This window comes from Actinoplanes sp. NPDC023936 (assembly GCF_040639325.1).
Lineage (GTDB): Bacteria > Actinomycetota > Actinomycetes > Mycobacteriales > Micromonosporaceae > Actinoplanes.
Genome location: NZ_JBEZZR010000003.1, coordinates 273,429 through 290,332, shown reverse-complemented (window position 1 = coordinate 290,332; position 16,904 = coordinate 273,429). Strand labels below are relative to the sequence as shown.

15 protein-coding genes are annotated in these 16,904 nt (G+C 70.1%); 12 read left to right on the top strand and 3 right to left on the bottom strand.

Annotated elements, in window-relative coordinates; translation table 11 throughout:
* Positions 1 to 19 precede the first annotated feature (19 nt).
* The 10 genes from AB0F72_RS05830 to pruA all read left to right on the top strand — a co-directional run bounded on the left by AB0F72_RS05830 (position 20) and on the right by pruA (position 10,853).
* Complete coding sequence (locus tag AB0F72_RS05830; protein ID WP_360425749.1) at positions 20 to 385, top strand: cupin domain-containing protein; 366 nt, start codon at positions 20 to 22, stop codon at positions 383 to 385.
* Positions 386 to 392: 7 nt separating this feature from the next.
* The gene (locus AB0F72_RS05825; protein WP_360425746.1) at positions 393 to 1,730 is read left to right on the top strand and encodes a pectate lyase; all 1,338 of its coding nucleotides are present in this window, start codon (positions 393 to 395) and stop codon (positions 1,728 to 1,730) included.
* 211 nt (positions 1,731 to 1,941) lie between these two features.
* Positions 1,942 to 3,195, top strand: a complete 1,254-nt coding sequence (locus tag AB0F72_RS05820; RefSeq protein WP_360425743.1) for a hypothetical protein — start codon at positions 1,942 to 1,944, stop codon at positions 3,193 to 3,195.
* A 142-nt stretch (positions 3,196 to 3,337) separates the two neighbouring features.
* The gene (locus AB0F72_RS05815; protein WP_360425740.1) at positions 3,338 to 4,006 is read left to right on the top strand and encodes a GntR family transcriptional regulator; all 669 of its coding nucleotides are present in this window, start codon (positions 3,338 to 3,340) and stop codon (positions 4,004 to 4,006) included.
* Between the two features lie 144 nt (positions 4,007 to 4,150).
* On the top strand, positions 4,151 to 5,383 hold the full coding sequence (locus AB0F72_RS05810; RefSeq protein ID WP_360425737.1) for an ABC transporter substrate-binding protein: 1,233 nt from the start codon (positions 4,151 to 4,153) through the stop codon (positions 5,381 to 5,383).
* A 68-nt stretch (positions 5,384 to 5,451) separates the two neighbouring features.
* Complete coding sequence (locus AB0F72_RS05805; RefSeq protein ID WP_360425735.1) at positions 5,452 to 6,729, top strand: branched-chain amino acid ABC transporter permease; 1,278 nt, start codon at positions 5,452 to 5,454, stop codon at positions 6,727 to 6,729.
* An 8-nt stretch (positions 6,730 to 6,737) separates the two neighbouring features.
* Positions 6,738 to 7,709, top strand: coding sequence for a branched-chain amino acid ABC transporter permease (locus AB0F72_RS05800; RefSeq protein WP_360425732.1), 972 nt, complete (start codon positions 6,738 to 6,740; stop codon positions 7,707 to 7,709).
* On the top strand, positions 7,699 to 8,493 hold the full coding sequence (locus AB0F72_RS05795) for an ABC transporter ATP-binding protein (protein ID WP_360425729.1): 795 nt from the start codon (positions 7,699 to 7,701) through the stop codon (positions 8,491 to 8,493). The genes AB0F72_RS05800 and AB0F72_RS05795 overlap by 11 nt, the downstream gene beginning before the upstream one ends.
* Positions 8,490 to 9,227, top strand: a complete 738-nt coding sequence (locus AB0F72_RS05790; RefSeq protein ID WP_360425726.1) for an ABC transporter ATP-binding protein — start codon at positions 8,490 to 8,492, stop codon at positions 9,225 to 9,227. Before AB0F72_RS05795 ends, AB0F72_RS05790 begins: the two co-directional genes overlap by 4 nt.
* A 3-nt stretch (positions 9,228 to 9,230) precedes the next feature.
* The gene (pruA, locus tag AB0F72_RS05785) at positions 9,231 to 10,853 is read left to right on the top strand and encodes an L-glutamate gamma-semialdehyde dehydrogenase (protein WP_360425723.1); all 1,623 of its coding nucleotides are present in this window, start codon (positions 9,231 to 9,233) and stop codon (positions 10,851 to 10,853) included.
* Between the two features lie 70 nt (positions 10,854 to 10,923).
* On the opposite strand, the gene AB0F72_RS05780 is transcribed toward pruA, so the two are convergent.
* Positions 10,924 to 11,568, bottom strand: a complete 645-nt coding sequence (locus AB0F72_RS05780) for a hypothetical protein (protein WP_360425720.1) — start codon at positions 11,566 to 11,568, stop codon at positions 10,924 to 10,926.
* 138 nt (positions 11,569 to 11,706) lie between these two features.
* Between AB0F72_RS05780 and AB0F72_RS05775 the strand changes: the two genes are divergently transcribed.
* A complete protein-coding gene (locus AB0F72_RS05775; RefSeq protein ID WP_360425717.1) occupies positions 11,707 to 13,965 on the top strand; it encodes an MFS transporter in 2,259 nt (752 codons plus the stop codon).
* Between the two features lie 117 nt (positions 13,966 to 14,082).
* On the opposite strand, the gene AB0F72_RS05770 is transcribed toward AB0F72_RS05775, so the two are convergent.
* On the bottom strand, positions 14,083 to 15,054 hold the full coding sequence (locus tag AB0F72_RS05770) for a class I SAM-dependent methyltransferase (protein ID WP_360425714.1): 972 nt from the start codon (positions 15,052 to 15,054) through the stop codon (positions 14,083 to 14,085).
* A gap of 47 nt (positions 15,055 to 15,101) precedes the next feature.
* On the opposite strand from AB0F72_RS05770, the gene AB0F72_RS05765 reads away from it, so the two are divergent.
* The gene (locus AB0F72_RS05765; protein WP_360425712.1) at positions 15,102 to 15,668 is read left to right on the top strand and encodes an XRE family transcriptional regulator; all 567 of its coding nucleotides are present in this window, start codon (positions 15,102 to 15,104) and stop codon (positions 15,666 to 15,668) included.
* Between the two features lie 212 nt (positions 15,669 to 15,880).
* Here AB0F72_RS05765 and AB0F72_RS05760 read toward each other — a convergent pair whose 3' ends face one another.
* Positions 15,881 to 16,897 carry a LacI family DNA-binding transcriptional regulator gene (locus AB0F72_RS05760; protein WP_360425709.1) on the bottom strand — a complete coding sequence of 339 codons (1,017 nt, stop codon included), beginning with the start codon at positions 16,895 to 16,897 and terminating at the stop codon, positions 15,881 to 15,883.
* Between the last annotated feature and the right edge of the window lie 7 nt (positions 16,898 to 16,904).

Here is a 16,904-nt window from a genome sequence, read left to right as displayed (position 1 = left end):
ACCAAGAGGAGGATCGTCCGTGCGCAAATTAGCCGTCAGCCAATTACAGGACCATCATCGGGGCCCCACGTTCACCAGTGTTCTTCCCGGGCACGTGGTGCAGCGGGGCGGGTTCCGGGTCTACGCCCAGCCCGGTTTCCGGACGCACGACGAGCCGGGACGGCACGTCCACACCGTTCCCGAGGTGTTCGTCATCGTGCAGGGCAGCGGCGTCATCGAGATCGAGGGCGCCGAGGTGGACAAGTTCGAAGCCGGTGAGGCGATCGTCTTCGAGCCGGGGGAGGACCACCACCTGATCAGCCGGGGAGCCGACCCGCTGGTCTTCACGTGGATGCACCTCGAACCCGTCGCCCCGGAATCAGTCACCCCGGAATCGGCCGAGTAGGCCCGCGATGCGCTCCCTTCTCTCCGCGGCCGTCGGCATCGTCCTCGCCGGCACGGTCGCCACCGTTCCGTTCTCCGCGGCAGCGTCCGCCGTCTCCCCGGCAGCGTCCGCCGCTCTCCCCCCGGCCGCCCGGCAGGCCCTGCCCGCGAACGACGGATGGGCCGCCGCCACCAGCGGCACCACCGGCGGCTCCGCGGCCGACGACGCGCACGTTTTCGTCGTGCGCAACCGGGCCGAACTGGCCGCCGCCCTCGCCGGCGGCACCGATCCGACGCCGCGCATCGTGCTGATCTCGGGCACCATCAACGCCAACACCGACGATGCCGGCAACGCTCTCACCTGCGACGACTACGCCGATCCGGCCTACTCGCTGGACGCCTATCTGGCGGCCTACGACCCGGCCGTGTGGGGCACCGCGACCCGCCCGAGCGGACCGCTCGAAGAGGCCCGGGTGCGTTCGGCGCGCAATCAGGCGGCGCGGATCCAGCTGCGCGTCGGCTCGAACACCACCATTCTGGGCCTGCCGAACGCCCGTCTCGTCGGGGCGAATCTGCTGGTCCAGAACGTCGACAACGTCATCGTGCGCAATCTGCGCCTGGAGGACGCCGCCGACTGTTTCCCGGTCTGGGATCCGACCGACGGCTCGGCCGGCAACTGGAACTCGAACTACGACCTGATCACCCTCACCGGGGCCACGCACGTCTGGGCGGATCACAACACGTTCAGCGACGGGAACAACGTGGACGAGGCGCAGCCGCGCTATTTCGGGCGGCCGTACCAGGTGCACGACGGGGCGCTCGACGTGATCCGGGCGTCGGATTACGTCACGGTCTCCTGGAACGTCTTCCAGGAGCACGACAAGACGATGCTGATCGGCTCGACGAACACGGTCGGCGCCGATGCCGGCAAGCTCCGGGTGACGGTTCACCACAACAGGTTCGCCAATGTCGGGCAGCGGGTTCCGCGCGTGCGGTTCGGCCAGGTGGACGTCTACAACAATTACTACTACCTGACCGATGAGGACCGGTATTCGTACTCCTGGGGGGTCGGGGTCTATTCGGCCATCTACGCGGAGAACAATTTCCTGCTGCGCAGCGCCGACATCGACCTGGACGAGTTCGTCTACGACTGGGGCGGCACGGCGATGACCGAGATCGGCACGCTGACCCGGGTCGGCACCGGCCCGGTCCGCGCGGTCAGCCTGCTCGCCGAGTACAACGCGACGCACGACCCGGACCTCGGCACGGACGCCGGCTGGACCCCGGTGCTGCGCGCCGGCCCGGTCACCCCGACCGCGCTGGTGCCCGCTCTCGTGACAGCGGGAGCCGGCGCCGGGCGGATCTGACCCCGGTTCCCGCTCACCATGGGCTCCCGCGCACCTCGCGGGAGCCCATGATCGTGAAGTGCCTGGTGAGCGCGCCGCAGGCTGATCAGTAACGGACAGGTTTCTTAAGAGGGCAGCCCGTCGAACCTTAAGTTTCGCTTTATTTCGATCCCTGGTGGGAGCGTTCCCGTATGGACCGATCGAGAAGGTGGTCCGACAGGAAGGCACGAAGATGAGGCGCTACCGGAGCTACCGGAGCAACGGGGGATCGAACGTCCGGCGCTGGCGCGTGGCCGGCGTGGCGGGTGTCGCGGTGGCCCTGGTCGGAGTCGGACTCGGTGTGGCGGCGGCCGCGGACGCCGCGGTGCCGACGGTGAACTGTCCGACAGTGGCCATCAATGTGGCGGTGCCGGCGTCGGCGCAGGCGGAGATCACCCGGAACCTGGAGCTGCTGAACACGCAGATCCGGGAGGCGAACGCCCGGATCGTGAGCACGCAGGGTCAGGGCGGGCCGAACTTCGTTCAGAACGCGATTCTCGGGCCGCTGAAGGACAAGCGGTTCGCGACGATCAACCGGATGGAGACGGCGATCGGCCGGGCTGCCGCGAAACCGGATCTGAACGCCGAGGGTCTCTCGACCTGCGGCCTGAACCAGAACGGCGGCACGTCGCGGCCGCAGCCGACGGCGGTGCCGAGTGCGGCGGCCGGCAACAACAATGCCGGCAACAACAATGCCGGCAACAACAATGCCGGCGGCAACAATGCCGGCAACAACAATGCCGGCGGGAACAATGCGGCGGGTGTGCCGACGGTGAATTGCCCGGCGGTCACCATCAATGTGGCGGTGCCGGCATCGGCGCAGGCGGAGATCACCCGGAACCTGGAACTGCTGAACACGCAGATCCGGGAGGCGAACGCCCGGATCGTGAGCACGCAGGGCCAGGGCGGCGCCAACTTCATCCAGAACGCGATTCTCGGGCCGCTGAAGGACAAGCGGTTCGCGACGATCAACCGGATGGAGACGGCGATCGGCCGGGCTGCCGCGAAGCCGAACCTGAACGCCGAGGGTCTCGCCACGTGCGGCCTGAACCAGAACGGCGGCGCCTCGGCGGCCCAGCCCACCGCGGTCGCCACCGCCAACCCGGGCGGCAACGCGGGCAACAACGCCGGCGGCAACGCGGGCAACGGCGCCGTGCCGACCGTGAACTGCCCGGCCGTGACCATCGGCGTGGCGATCCCGGCGTCGGCCCAGGCCGAGGTGACCCGCAACCTGGAGCTGCTGGACACGCAGATCCGGGAGGCGAACGCCCGGATCGTCAGCACGCAGGGCCAGGGTGGCCCGAACTTCATCCGGAACGCGATCCTCGGCCCGCTGGAGGACAAGCGGTTCGCGACGATCAACCGGATGGAGACGGCGATCGGGCGGGCTGCCGCGAAGCCGAACCTGAACGCCGAGGGCCTGGCCCCGTGCGCCCTGAACGAGTGAACCGCTGATCGATGAACGGCTCGGTCGCCACGGTGACCGGGCCGTTTCGCTCCGTGTGAGCTGTCGCACGCTGATCCCCGGTGGGCTGCCACCTACACTTCGGGGCACCTCTGTTGCCAGTGACCCTGTGAAGGACCGCGCCGTGGTACTCCCGAAGAGCCTGCAGCCCGCCCCGGCCGACGGGGTCCCGTTCGCTGCGGACAAGGCGTACCAGCAGTTGCGTGACGCGATCCTGGACGGCGACATCGCCCCGAACCGGCGGCTCGTCGAGGAGGAGCTGGCCGCCTCGCTCGAGGTGAGCCGCACCCCGGTCCGCGAGGCCCTGCTCCGCCTCGCGCAGGAGGGCCTGGTCGCCCGGGTGCGTGGCTGGGTGGTCCGGGACCACTCGCCCGAGGAGGCGCTGCACATCGTGGTGGCCCGCGCCGCCGTGGAGAGCGCGGCGGCCCGGCTCGCCGCCGAGCGGATCACCGACGCCGACCTGGAGCAGCTCACCCGGATCGCCGACGCCATCGACCGGCCCGGCTCGACCGCCAAGGAGCTGAACCGGCTCAACCGGCAGTTCCACGGGCTGATCACGGCGGCTTGCGGCAACCCGCTGCTCGTCCAGTTCGCCCAGCGCACCAACATCAGCCACTGGTCGCTGAGCGCGACCTGGCTGATGTCGGCGAAGGACGCCGCCGAGGTGAACGCCGAGCACCGTCAGATGATCGAGGCATTGACGCAGCGTGACGGCTCCGCAGTGGAGACTCTCGTGCGCGCGCACATCAGCCGTACCCAAGCGATCTTGCAGACCGTCATTTCCGCAGCGTAAGCGGTATCTCTCGCCGTTACTCAAGGCCGGGCGCGGATGCGCCCGGCCTTTCGTTACATCTTTGTAATCGGCTCTGTATACGGTGCCGCATACAAGATCGGTGAGACTCTGGTGCACCGATCGGTATCCGCTGAGGAGTGCAACGTGACTGCTGTCAGTCGTGGACTCATAACAACTCTGGTCACGGGCGGCCTGGTGGTCGCTCTCACCGCCTGTTCGTCGAGCGAAGCCCCGGCCGGCGAGGAAGGCGCCACCGCCGCGGCGGCGAGCGGCCCGCTCAAGGTCGGCGCGATCCTGCCGCACACCGCCTACGCGGGCGCCGGTGAAGCCCTGGTCAGCGCGGTCGACGTGGCGGTCGAGGAGATCAACGCCGCGGGCGGCGTGAACGGCAGCAAGATCGAGGCCAAGCAGGTCGACTCCACCGACAACAACGACACCGCCGTGCAGGCCGTCGACAGCCTGGTCACCTGGGGCGCCGACGTGGTGATCGGCGCCTACGGTTCCGGCATGTCCGGCGCCATCGTCGGCAAGGTCACCGAGTCGGGCGCGGTGCAGGTCTCCGGATCGAACACCTCGTCCAGCCTGACCGGCATCAACCCGCTGTACTTCCGCACCGCGCCGACCGACGCCCTCGAGGCCGCCAAGCTTGCCGACCTGGTCGTCCAGGACGGGCACGCCACCGCGGCGATCATCGCGCAGAACGACGCCTGGGGTCAGGCGTTCCAGAAGTCGATGGTGGAGTCGTTCGAGGCGGCCGGCGTCGAGGTCGTCGCGCAGCAGCAGTTCAACACGACCGACACCGACTACAGCGCGCAGATCGACGCGGTCGTGGCCGCCAAGCCGGAGTCCGTGGTGCTGCTCTCCTACGCGTCCTACTCGGGCAGCATGATCGAGTCGCTGATCGGCACCCACGGGTTCACCGACAAGAACGTCTACCTGTCGAACTCCACGCTCGGCAAGTACACCATCAAGCCGTCCCTGCTCAAGGGCCTGCGCGGCTTCCTGGCCGGCCCGGACCCGGCGGTCGAGGCGGACTTCGAGAAGAAGCTCCTCGCGAAGAACCCGAACCTGAAGTCGTTCGCGTACGCGGGCTCCACCTACGACGCCGTGGTGGTCTCCGCCCTCGCCGCGATCGCCGCGAAGTCGAACGACGGCAAGGCGATCGCCGCCACGATGGCCGAGGTCTCCGGCGGCGCCGAGGGCTCGACCAAGTGCACGACGTTCAAGGAGTGCGCCGGCCTGCTCGCGGCCGGCAAGAAGGCCGATTACGACGGCCTCAGCGGCGGCCTGAAGTTCGCCTCCAACAACGACGTCACCGAGACCGCCTACAACCTCTACGTCTACGACGACAAGGGCGCGTACGCGGTAGCGAAGTAACCAGCCAGGACCCACGGTGGCCCCGGCGACGGTGCCGGGGCCACCGCTGACGACAAGGAAAAACCTCAGTGATACCGAGTAGAGCCATCCGGTGGCTTCTGGCGGTCCTGGCGCTGGCATGCGTGTTCGCCCTGCCGTCCCCCGCCGCCGCCGCGCCCGCCGACGAGTGGGGCTTCCGCGGCCTGCTCCGGGACGGGACGAAACAGCCGGTCAGCGGCGCCGCGGTCGAGATCCGGGACGGCGACCGGGTGGTCGGCGCCGACACCACGGACGAGAAGGGCCGCTGGGAGGTCGTCCCGGTGCCCGGTCCCGGCACCTACACGCTGACCATCGACACCACGGCGGCCACCAGCCACTTCGAGGGCGACACCTACGAGGTGGAGAAGGAGCTCGTCGACTCGCCGACCACGCTCCCGGTGCTCAACGTCGTGGTCTCCACGACCGAGAGCGGCCGGCAGGTCGCGAGCTTCACCGACCAGCTCGCCCAGCGCGCGGTCTCCGGATTCAACCTGGGGCTGCTCATCGCCATCGCGGCGATCGGTCTCTCGCTGGTCTTCGGCACCTCCCGTTTCACCAACTTCGCGCACGGCGAGAGCGTCACCTTCGGCGGCCTGATGGGCTTCGTCCTCGCGCACGTCGCCGGCCTGCCGCTGCTGCTGGCCGCGGCGATCGCCACGGTGCTCGGCGGCGTCTTCGGGTACGCGCAGGACGTCGCGTTCTGGCGTCCGCTGCGCCGTAAGGGCGTCTCCCTGGTCACCCTGATGATCGCCAGCATCGGGATCAGCATGGCGATCCGCAGCCTCATGCAGTTCTTCTTCGGCAGCGCCTCGCGCGGCATGACCGAGGAGAGCTGGGGCACCGTCACGCTCGGGCCGGTCGTCATGCCGGCCACCAGCTACGCCAGCATGGGCATCAGCATCGTGGTGCTGATCGGGGTCGGCCTGTGGCTGAAGTACGGCCGGATCGGCAAGGCCACCCGGGCGATCGCCAACAACAGCGCGCTCGCCGCGACGAGCGGCGTCGGCGTCGACAAGGTCACCCGCATCGTCTGGGTGCTGGCCGGGGCGCTCGCGGCCCTCTCCGGCGTGCTGCTCGGCGTCTTCAACCAGGTCTCCTTCGACATGGGCTTCAACCTGCTGCTGCTGATGTTCGCCGGCGTCATCCTGGGCGGCCTCGGCACCGCGTTCGGCACGCTCGTCGGCTCGATCGTGGTCGGGCTCTGCACCGAGATCCTGGTGCTCTGGATCCCCGCCGACATGAAGTACGTCGGCGGCCTGGCGGTCCTGGTCATCGTCCTGCTGGTCCGCCCGCAGGGCATCTTCGGACGCCGCGAGCGGATCGGTTAGGGGTCGGCATGGACATCATCTGGAACTCGCTGCGCGAGCTGATCACGCCGACCACCGCGGCGTACGCCCTGGCGGCCATCGGGCTCAACGTCCACTTCGGTTTCACCGGGCTGCTCAACTTCGGCCAGGCCGGCTTCGTGGCGATCGGGGCGTACGGCTTCGCGATCTCGGTGATGACGTTCGGCTTCTCCACGCCGCTCGCCATCGCCGTCACGCTGCTGCTGGCCGCCGCGTACGCGCTGCTGCTCGGCGTCCCGACGCTGCGGCTGCGGGCCGACTACCTGGCGATCGTCACGATCGCGGCTGCCGAGATCATCCGGTTCGCGCTGAACTCCAGCGCGTTCGCGAAGTGGACGGGCGGCGCGAACGGCCTCTACAACGAGTACTCGGGGTGGCTGAAGGACTCGAACCCGTACGCGAGCGGGGTGGTGAGGATCGGGCCGTGGACCTTCGGCAGCAACGATCTGTGGATCGCCACCGTCGACTGGCTGGTCGTGCTGGCCACGGCGGGCGTCATCTACCTGCTGGTCTGCAGTCCGTGGGGGCGGGTGCTCAAGGGCATCCGCGAGGACGAGAACGCGATGCTCAGCCTCGGCAAGAACGTCAACCTGTACAAGCTGCAGGCCCTGGTCATCGGCGGTGTGATCGGCGCGGCGGCCGGCATCCTCTACGTGCAGCCGACCTCGGTGCAGCCGTTCGACTTCGCCACCCGGATGACCTTCAACATGTACACGATGCTGATCCTCGGCGGCGCCGCCACGGTCTTCGGCCCGATCCTCGGCTCGATGATCTTCTGGGTGGTCATGCGCTTCACCGACGAGCTGGTCACGATCGGCGTCGAGCACGGGCTCTTCGACAACGTGACCCAGGGCAGCCAGCTGCGCTTCGTGCTGGTCGGTGTGGCGCTGGTGCTGCTCGTGGTGTTCCGCCCGCAGGGCATCCTCGGAAACCGGACGGAGCTTTCGTTCGATGCAAAATGACACACCGATCCTGGTCGCCGACCGCGTGCACCGGCACTTCGCCGGGGTGACCGCCGTCGACGTGGACCACGTGGAGATCCCGCGCGGCAAGATCACCGCGCTGATCGGCCCGAACGGCGCCGGCAAGACGACGTTCTTCAACCTGCTGACCGGTTTCGACAAGCCGCAGACGGGATCGTGGACGTTCGACGGCGTCGCGCTGCAGGGGATGAAGCCGTGGCAGGTGGCCCGGCAGGGGATGGTCCGCACGTTCCAGCTCACCAAGGTGCTCGGCCGGTTGACGGTGCTGGAGAACATGCTGATCGGCTCCAAGCGGCAGCCCGGCGAACGGCTCCTGCTCTTCTGGAAGAACCGGGACAGAGCCGAAGCAGCGCGCGCTCTGGAGATCTTGGAGAGATTCAAGCTCGACACGAAGGCGCACGACTACGCGGCAAGCCTCTCCGGCGGTCAGCGCAAGCTCCTGGAGATGGCTCGCGCGATCATGAACGAGCCGGCGATGGTGATGCTCGACGAGCCGATGGCCGGGGTGAACCCGGCGCTCACCCAGTCGCTGCTGCACCACATCAAGGACCTCAGGGAACAGGGCATGACCGTGCTCTTCGTCGAGCACGACATGCACATGGTCCGGTACGTCGCGGACTGGGTCGTGGTGATGGCCGAGGGCCGGATCATCGCCGAGGGCACGCCCGGCGAGGTGCTGTCGTCGACAGCTGTGGTCGACGCGTACCTGGGCGCGCACCACGACACCGACCTGCGCCAGCTGATCCGGGAGATGGAAGCATGACCGCTGTCGTCGTGAAGGCCCTCGTCGGCGGGTACCTGCCCGGCATCGACATCCTGAACGGGTGCGACCTGACCGCGTCCAGGGGCGAGCTGGTCGGCATCCTCGGACCGAACGGCGCCGGCAAGTCGACGCTGCTCAAGGCCATCTTCGGGATGGTGAAGATCCGTGGCGGCCAGATCCTGATCGACGGCGAGGACGTCACCGGGATCAGCGCCGAGAAACTCGTCGCCCGGGGCGTCGGCTTCGTGCCGCAGACCGCCAACGTCTTCACCGACCTGACGCTGCGGGAGAACCTGGAGATCGGGATCTTCCAGCGGCCCAAGGAGTTCGCCACCCGCCTCGCCGCGGTCTGCGACCTCTTCCCGGACCTCACCGCCCGCCTCAAGCAGAAGGCCGGCTCGCTCTCCGGTGGGCAGCGGCAGACGCTCGCGATGGCCCGGGCGCTGATGACCGACCCGTCGGTGCTGCTGCTCGACGAACCGTCGGCGGGACTCTCCCCGCAGCGGCAGGACGAGGTGTTCCTGCACGCGTACCGGATCAAGAAGTCCGGCGTCGCGGTGGTCATGGTCGAGCAGAACGCGCGGCGCTGCCTGCAGATCTGCGACCGCGCCTACGTGCTCGACCAGGGCCGCAACGCGCACACCGGCACCGGCGAGGAGCTCATGCACGACCCGAAGGTGATCGAGCTGTACCTGGGCACCCTCGCTTCCGACGTTGACGACAAGGAGCAATGACAAATGGACGCCGTAGCCACAGTGCCTGCGCCGGTGAACGAACCGGTGCGCGGCTACGCCCCCGGCTCGCCGGAGCGGATCAGCCTGCAGAAACGGGTGGCCGAGCTCGCCGGGGAGACCGCCGAGCTGACCCTGACCGTCGGCGGGGTCTCGCGGATGGGCGGCGGTGCCGCGCACGACGTCGTCCAGCCGCACAACCACGCCCACGTGCTCGGCGTGACCCGCAACGCCACCCACGCCGACGCGCAGGCCGCCGTGGACGCTGCCACCGCCGCCGCGCCGGCCTGGCGCGAGCTGCCGTTCGAGGCCCGCGCCGCGATCTTCCTGAAGGCCGCCGACCTGGCCGCCGGGCCGTGGCGGGACACCCTGAACGCCGCCACGCTGCTCGGCCAGTCGAAGACCGCGCAGCAGGCGGAGATCGACGCGGCCTGCGAGCTGATCGACTTCCTGCGCTTCAACGTGCACTTCGCGCAGGGCATCCTCCAGCAGCAGCCGATCTCCTCGCCGGGCGTGTGGAACCGGGTCGACCACCGGCCGCTGGAAGGGTTCGTCTACGCGATCACGCCGTTCAACTTCACCGCGATCGCCGCGAACCTGCCGTCGGCGCCGGCGCTGATGGGCAACACGGTGATCTGGAAGCCGTCGGTGACGCAGCAGCTCGCGGCGCACCACACGATGCGGCTGTTCGAGGCGGCGGGGCTGCCGGCCGGTGTGATCAACATGGTGACCGGGGACGGGCTGGCGGTGTCCGACGTGGCGCTGACCCATCCCGATCTGGCGGGCATCCACTTCACCGGTTCTACGGGTACGTTCCAGAAGTTGTGGGGAACCGTCGGGGCGAACATCGCGAAATATCGGTCGTATCCGCGCCTGGTGGGGGAGACCGGCGGTAAGGACTTCGTTCTCGCGCACCCCTCCGCGGATGTCGACGCGCTCGTCGTCGGGCTGGTCCGGGGCGCGTTCGAGTTCCAGGGGCAGAAGTGCTCGGCGGCGTCGCGGGCCTACATCCCGCGTTCGCTCTGGGAGGGTGGCGTCCGGGACCGGCTGGTCGCGCTCACCGAGTCGCTGTCCTACGGGGATGTGACGGACTTCTCCCACTTCGGCGGGGCGGTCATCGACGGCCGGGCCTTCGCCCGGCACGCCGCGGCGCTGCAGCGGGCCGCCGCCACACCGTCCTGCACGATCCTGGCCGGGGGCACGTGCGACGACAGCGTGGGCTATTTCGTACGGCCGACGGTCATCGAGTGCACCGACCCGCGCGACGAGGTGTTCACCACCGAGTACTTCGGACCGATCCTCGCCGTGTACGTCTACGACGACCTGGACGAGGTCGTCGGGCTCGTGGACACGGCCAGCCCCTACGCGCTGACCGGGGCGATCTTCGCGCAGGACCGGGGCGCCCTGGAGGACCTGGGACACCGGCTGCGGTTCACGGCGGGCAACCTCTACTTCAACGACAAGCCCACCGGCGCGGTGGTCGGGCAGCAGCCGTTCGGCGGCGGCCGGGCCTCCGGCACCAACGACAAGGCCGGCTCCTGGCACAACCTGGTTCGCTGGACGTCGCCGCGGACCATCAAGGAGACGTTCGTCCCGCCCGTCGGCCACGGCTATCACCACATGGGCTGAGATCCTGCCGCCCTCACCGGCGGGTTTGGATGACCCGCCGGGAAGCGTCCCACGGCTTCCCGGCGGGCCGTTACCTCAGCAGGTCGTCCAGGCCGGTCCGGGGCCGTTCGCTCGCGGCGATCCGGGTCTCCTCGACGAGAGCCTCGGCGGCCACCTCGGCGACGTGCGCCTCCTGGCGTACCCGCGCTGTCGCGGCGAGCGCCCGGTCGTACTCGTCGCGTGCCGTGTCCACCCGCCCGGGATCCGGTTCCACAGTAGACGCGGTGGCGTGCTCCCAGATGGTGTTCAGCTGCGTCACATTCAGATCACCGCGGCGGTACGCGTCCAGGGCCGCCCGCTGGACCAGCCGATCCGACTCGTTCCCGGCCGCCGACCGCGCCTCCCACTGAGCGGCGAGATAGCGCTGCTCGGCCTCCTCGGTGAGCTGTTCCGCGTACTCCGCCCGGTGCCGCGCCTCGTCGGCCGCCACCACGGCCCGTTCCGCCGCCGCCCGGACCGCCTCCGCCTCGGCCTCCGCCGCTGTCTCATCCAGCGCTGTCTCATCCAGTGCTGACTCGTACCGGGCTGTCTCGTACGGCGCTGTCTCGTACGGCGCTGTCTCGTCCGGCGGTGCGGCGACCGGTGTTCCCGCCGTCCGCGGCCGGGTCTTGGCGATCACCCAGCCGCCGAGCAGCGCGGCCAGGACGACGGCGGCGACCACGAGGGTCCATCCCATTCGTTCGATCCTTCCCCTTTTCCCGACCGTAAGGTGATCAATTCGTTCCCGCCACTCGGCGTCCGGTAGCGTTCGTCGCCGCGTGTCACATTCGCGTGGTAGAAAGCGCGGCGACGTTGTGAGAGAGGGGCGCCCCGGGTGAAGCAGCTCAACGATCTGGTCGCGGAGTTCTGGCAGGACTACGCCGCACTGGTGCTGCTCGGCGGCGGCCTGGCCGGGGTGATCGCGCTGATCGGGCTCTTCGTCTGGGCCAAGAAATCGCAGAAGCCGCTGCGCCCGATCGCCCTCGCGTTCAGCATGAACCTCGCCCTGCTGCTCAACGCCGAGGGCATGTGGGTCATCGCGGTCGACCAGCTCAACCTGCCGAAGATCTTCGCGGTGCTGGTCTTCGCGGTCTTCGAGATCTGCTTCCTGACCGCGACGTCACTCGCCGCCGAGCAGTACCGGCGCACCACCGTCTACGGCCCGGACGGCAAGATCGTCACTCCCGGTCACCCGGGCCCGATGCTCTACATCGCCGCGCTGATCGCCGCGATCTCCGGCATCATCGTGGCCAGCAACGCCGTCACCGGCACCGAGAAGCTGCTGCGTCTCGCCGTACCCTGTGTGATCTTCCTGATGTGGTGGGCCGCGCTCACCGCCGCCGGCCAGCGCGTGCGCCGCGGCCGCTTCGCCTACAGCCCGCGCCGGATGGCCGAGCGCTGGGGCTGGCTGATCCCGGACGACGATCCCGACCTGGTCCGGATGGCGTCCGAGCGTCAGGTGCGCCGCATGGTCGTGAACTATCACCGGGTCAGCGGTGGCCGCTGGCCGAAGGCGTGGTGGAAGTCGCGGCTGCTGAAGGACGCCCGCACCGCCGGTGAGCCGGCTGTGGCGGACGTGATCCAGCAGCTGAACCGGATCCAGCGAGTGATGGACCTGCTGGTTCCGGGCGCCGTCCGGCTCGCGGCCCCGCCCGAGCAGCCGGCGGGCTCGGCCCTGTTCGCCGCGCCCGGTTCCCCGATGCCCTCGGCCGCCGCGGCGCCGTCCTCGGCCGGGGTGCCCTCGTCGGCTGCGGTGCCGTCGTTCCCCGCCGTGCCGTCGTTCGCCGTGCCCTCGGCCGCGGCCGTGCCCTCCTCCGCCGCGGTGGCCTCTTCCGCCGCGGTGGCCTCCTCGGCAGGGGTTCCGGGTTCTGCGGCGGCGGTGGCAGTTCCCAGTCCGGTCTCACCGGCCGCCCCGCAGGTTCGCTTCGTGCAGCCGGTGGACGCCGGGACTCCCGACGACCTGGTGACCGAGGCGATCGCCGAGGCGCTCGCCGCACAGCGCAACGGCGCGGTCGGCGTGCCGATGCAACGCCGCCCCGCCGACGACGACGTCGCGCCGATGCCGGCCGGCCTGATGCCCGCCGGTCCGGCTCCTTCCGGTCCGGTGCCGCCCAGCGCTGCGTCCGCCGGTCCGGTCCCTGCCGGCTCTGCGTCTACGTCTGTGGTCCCTGCCGGCTCTGCGTCTGCGGCTCCCATCCCTGCGGGCTCTGCGTTTACGTCTGCGGCTCCGGTGCCCGCCGGTGCTGCGGCCGCTGGTCCGATGCCGGCCGTCGTGCCGGCGCCGATCCCGCTCGCTCGCCCCGCTGACGAGTTCCCCGCCGTGCCGGCCGCCGAGGCTCCCGCTCCGGTCTCGCCCGCCATCCCCGCCTGGGCGTCGATCGGCACCGGTGCCCGGCCCGCGGTCAGCATCGTCGGCTCCCCGTGGTGGCGTCTCGCCGTGGACCGCCTCAGCAAGCAGGTGGCCATGGAGATCAGCGTCGAGGACCTTCCCGACATGACCTACCCGCGCGTCACCGAACTTGTCCGCAACCTCGCCGCCCGCAACTCCGAGCTCGGCGAGGGCGTGATCAAGGCGTTCGTCAACGATTACATCCGCGAGCTGAACGGCGAGTACGGCGACGTGGCGTACCCGTGGCGCGACTTCCTGCCCGAGCCGGCCACCGCCACACCCGGCTCCGCCACCTGGCTGGCCGCGATCGAGGAGCTGCGCAACGCCCTGGAGGAGGAGCTCAACCAGGACGAGCTTCCCGCCGACCCGTACGAGTTGGCCGAACTCCTCGCGCCCAGCGCGCCCCGCCTGGACGAGGACACGATCCGCGCGTTCATCGGGGACTACGTGCTCGCGCTCAGCGGACAGGGCGGTACCGGCAGCTCACAGCCTTACCAGCACCTGCTGCCCCGCCCGCGGAGCATCCGCTCGGCCACGGACGAGGAGATCCTCGAGGTCTACGGCGGACAGCTCGAGGAGTACCTCCGCGCGAACGGCCGGATCACCCGCAACCGCGTCCAGTCGATCACCGGCATCAAGAGTCGCGTCCAGGCCGACCGCATCAAGGCCATCCTGGAGGAGCGCCTCGGCGCGCCCGTCTCCTGATCCCAGCGCGACCCCCACCCGAGCGATCTTGGCTAGTTCCGCACGCACCGCCGGGCTGCACCGCCGGGCTGCACTGCCGGGCTGCACTGCCGGGCTGCACTGCCGGGCCGGAACTGCTCAAGATTGCGAGGGCGGGCGCGCGAAGTAGACGTCGCGGGTGCTGCGGACCGCCACTCCGGGCAGGGCCGCCAGGGCGCCGGGGGCCAGCAGCTCGTCCAGGGCGGCGAGGTCCGTGGCGGACAGCCGGTCGGCGAGGGTGGTGCGGTACCGGCCCAGGACCGTGGTGGCGTACAACTGGGCTTTCTCGGACAGCGGGGCCGGCACCTCGACGGTCATGAGGCGGGCCTCCAGGACGGACAGGCCGGCGGCCTCCAAGCGGGCCGGCCAGTCCGAGCCGATGTGCGGGAGGTGCTCGGCGCGGGCCTGGGAGGCGGCGGCCTGGCAGCGGTTCTCCAGGCCGCCGGCGTGACCGGCCGGCAGGAAGTACGGCATCGTGTCCATCTCGATCATCACGAACAGGCCGCCGGGCGCGAGGGTGGATCGGATGTCGCGGAGCACGCGGTCCGGGTCGGCCATGTGATGGATCGAGGACGAGGCCCAGATCAGGTCGGCGGGGCCGACGGCGGGCCGGTCCCCGTCGAGGCCGGCATCCGCCGCGTCACGACCAGCACCCGCCGCGTCACGGCCGGTGCCCGTCGCCTCGGGACGGGCGCCGCCGAGTGCGGCCAGCGAGACGCCGTCGAGGTCGGCCTGGAGGGTGCGGACGCGGTCAGCCAGGCCGTGCTGCCGGGCAGCCTCGGTGAGGCGGCGCAGCATGTCGGCGGAGGTGTCGACGGCCGTGGAGGTGGCGTCCGGGAAGCGGCGGAGCAGGGCGAAGGTGCCCGTACCGGTGCCGCTGCCGATGTCCAGGATGCGCTTCACCGGGTGGTTCGTGGTGATCTCGGCGATGTGGGCGGTGAGGGCGTCGATCTGCGGGCGCGCGACCTCGGCGTCGATGTCCAGGAGGTTGGGGAGGATGTCGTCATCGTGCCCATGCCCGTGCTGGTGGCCGTGTCCGGAGGTGGTGGCGTGGTGGTGATCCTGTGGCATGGGTCGACCCTACGTCGCTCTTGCTCGGAGCGCATACACTCTTGCGTATGACGCAAGATGCCGAGGTGGATGCGCTCGTCCGGGCCCGGATTCGCGGGTTGCGGATCGCCAAGGGGTGGTCGCTCGACGAGCTGGCGGCGCGGTGCTACCTCAGCCCGTCCACCCTGAGCCGGATCGAAACCGGACATCGGCGCATCGGCCTCGATCAGCTGACGGCGATCGCCCGCGCGCTCGGCGCCAGCCTCGACTCGCTGGTGGAGACGGCCGGTGACGAGGTGATGATCACGCCGCACCACCATCCGGAGCGAGGGATCACCACGTGGGTGCTCACCCATGAACCGGGGCGGCAGGGGATGACGGTCGCCCGGATGCGCGTCACCAAGCCGGCCGAGCGCGGGCCGGACGCGTTGCGGGTGCATCCGGGGCGGGACTGGTTCACGGTGCTGTCCGGGACTGTCGAGCTGATCCTGGGCGACCGGACGATCCTCGTCGAAGCAGGTCAGGCCGCCGCGTTCTCGACGATGGTGCCGCATGCGTTCGGCGCGCGCGGCGGACCGGCCGAGGTGATCGCGATTCTCGACCACGACGGTGAGCGGGTCCACCTGGACACCTGACCCACCCCGAATTCCCCACACAGCCGGCACCCCAGGCGAGTGTGTGGAGTTGGGGTGCGGAGCGCGCCCGGATTCCACACGCTGGTGGTGCTGCGGGGGAGTGTGTGGAGTTGGGGTGCGGTGTGCGCCCGGATTCCACACGCTGGTGGTGTTGCGGGGGAGTGTGTGGAGTTGGGGTGCGGTGTGCGCCCGGATTCCACACGGGGTGTTCGTCAGTGGGCGGGAGCGGCGCAGCTGGCGCGCCACGCGATGGTGGCGGCGGCCGGCTCGGTGCGCGGGCTGAAGTCGTCGCCCAGGGCCAGGGCCATCGCCCGCTCGCCCATCTCGACGAGCGGCAGCCGGACCGTGGTCAGGGCCGGCGTCACGTCCCGGGCGATCGGCATGTCGTCGAAACCGGTCACCGAGATGTCCTCGGGGACGCGCACACCGCGCTCCCGCAGGGTGGCCAGGGCGCCGACGGCCATCGAGTCGTTCAGCGCCACCAGGGCGGTCAGGGTGGGATCGGTGTCGAGCAGCATTGTCGTCGCGGTGACGCCGCCGTCGCGGGTGAAGTCGGCGTGCACGACGCGGTGGGCGGGGAGGGCGACGCCGCACTCGTCGAAGGCCTGGCGGAAACCGGTCAGCCGGTCGGTGGTCGTGGTGAGCGTGCGCGGACCGGCTATCACGCCGACCCGCCGGTGACCGAGGCCGAGGATGCGCAGGCCGAGGGCGTGCGCGCCGGCCTCGTTCGCCGGCAGGACCGCGGAGCCGACCAGCCGGTGGCGGCCGATCACCGCGACCCGGCCGCCGGAGTGCTGGTAGGCGGCGAGCTCGGCGTTGAGCGTCGCGGTGAACGCGTCGTCGTGATAGCCGGAACCGGCCAGGATCAGGGCGTGCACCTGCTGGGCGCGGAGCAGCGCGACGTACGCCAGTTCCCGCTCCGGCACCCGGTAGCTGTTGCAGATCACCAGCAGCCGCCCGTGGTCGGCGGCCTGCCGTTGCAGCCCCCTGGTGATCTCCGCGAAGTACGGGTCGGAGACGTCGTGGACGATCACGCCGACGGCTGCCTGCCGGGGCCGGGCCACGTGCTGGGCGTGCGCGTTCGGCACGTAGTGCAGTTGGGCGACGGCGGCCAGGACCCGCTCACGGAGATCCTCGTTGACCGGTTTCGCACTGTCGTTGATCACGCGGGAAACGGTTGCCGGGGAGACCCCGGCGAGCCGGGCCACATCTGCCAAGGTGACCGCCATCGGGACA

What these genes read in the sequence shown, in the direction of transcription:
- AB0F72_RS05820 (WP_360425743.1), top strand. Translation starts at nt 1,942, where the DNA reads ATGAGGCGCTACCGGAGCTACCGGAGCAACGGGGGATCGAACGTCCGG.
- AB0F72_RS05790 (WP_360425726.1), top strand. Translation starts at nt 8,490, where the DNA reads ATGACCGCTGTCGTCGTGAAGGCCCTCGTCGGCGGGTACCTGCCCGGC.
- AB0F72_RS05800 (WP_360425732.1), top strand. Translation starts at nt 6,738, where the DNA reads ATGGACATCATCTGGAACTCGCTGCGCGAGCTGATCACGCCGACCACC.
- AB0F72_RS05825 (WP_360425746.1), top strand. Translation starts at nt 393, where the DNA reads ATGCGCTCCCTTCTCTCCGCGGCCGTCGGCATCGTCCTCGCCGGCACG.
- pruA (WP_360425723.1), top strand. Translation starts at nt 9,231, where the DNA reads ATGGACGCCGTAGCCACAGTGCCTGCGCCGGTGAACGAACCGGTGCGC.
- AB0F72_RS05765 (WP_360425712.1), top strand. Translation starts at nt 15,102, where the DNA reads ATGACGCAAGATGCCGAGGTGGATGCGCTCGTCCGGGCCCGGATTCGC.
- AB0F72_RS05795 (WP_360425729.1), top strand. Translation starts at nt 7,699, where the DNA reads ATGCAAAATGACACACCGATCCTGGTCGCCGACCGCGTGCACCGGCAC.
- AB0F72_RS05770 (WP_360425714.1), bottom strand. Translation starts at nt 15,054, where the DNA reads ATGCCACAGGATCACCACCACGCCACCACCTCCGGACACGGCCACCAG.
- AB0F72_RS05760 (WP_360425709.1), bottom strand. Translation starts at nt 16,897, where the DNA reads ATGGCGGTCACCTTGGCAGATGTGGCCCGGCTCGCCGGGGTCTCCCCG.
- AB0F72_RS05780 (WP_360425720.1), bottom strand. Translation starts at nt 11,568, where the DNA reads ATGGGATGGACCCTCGTGGTCGCCGCCGTCGTCCTGGCCGCGCTGCTC.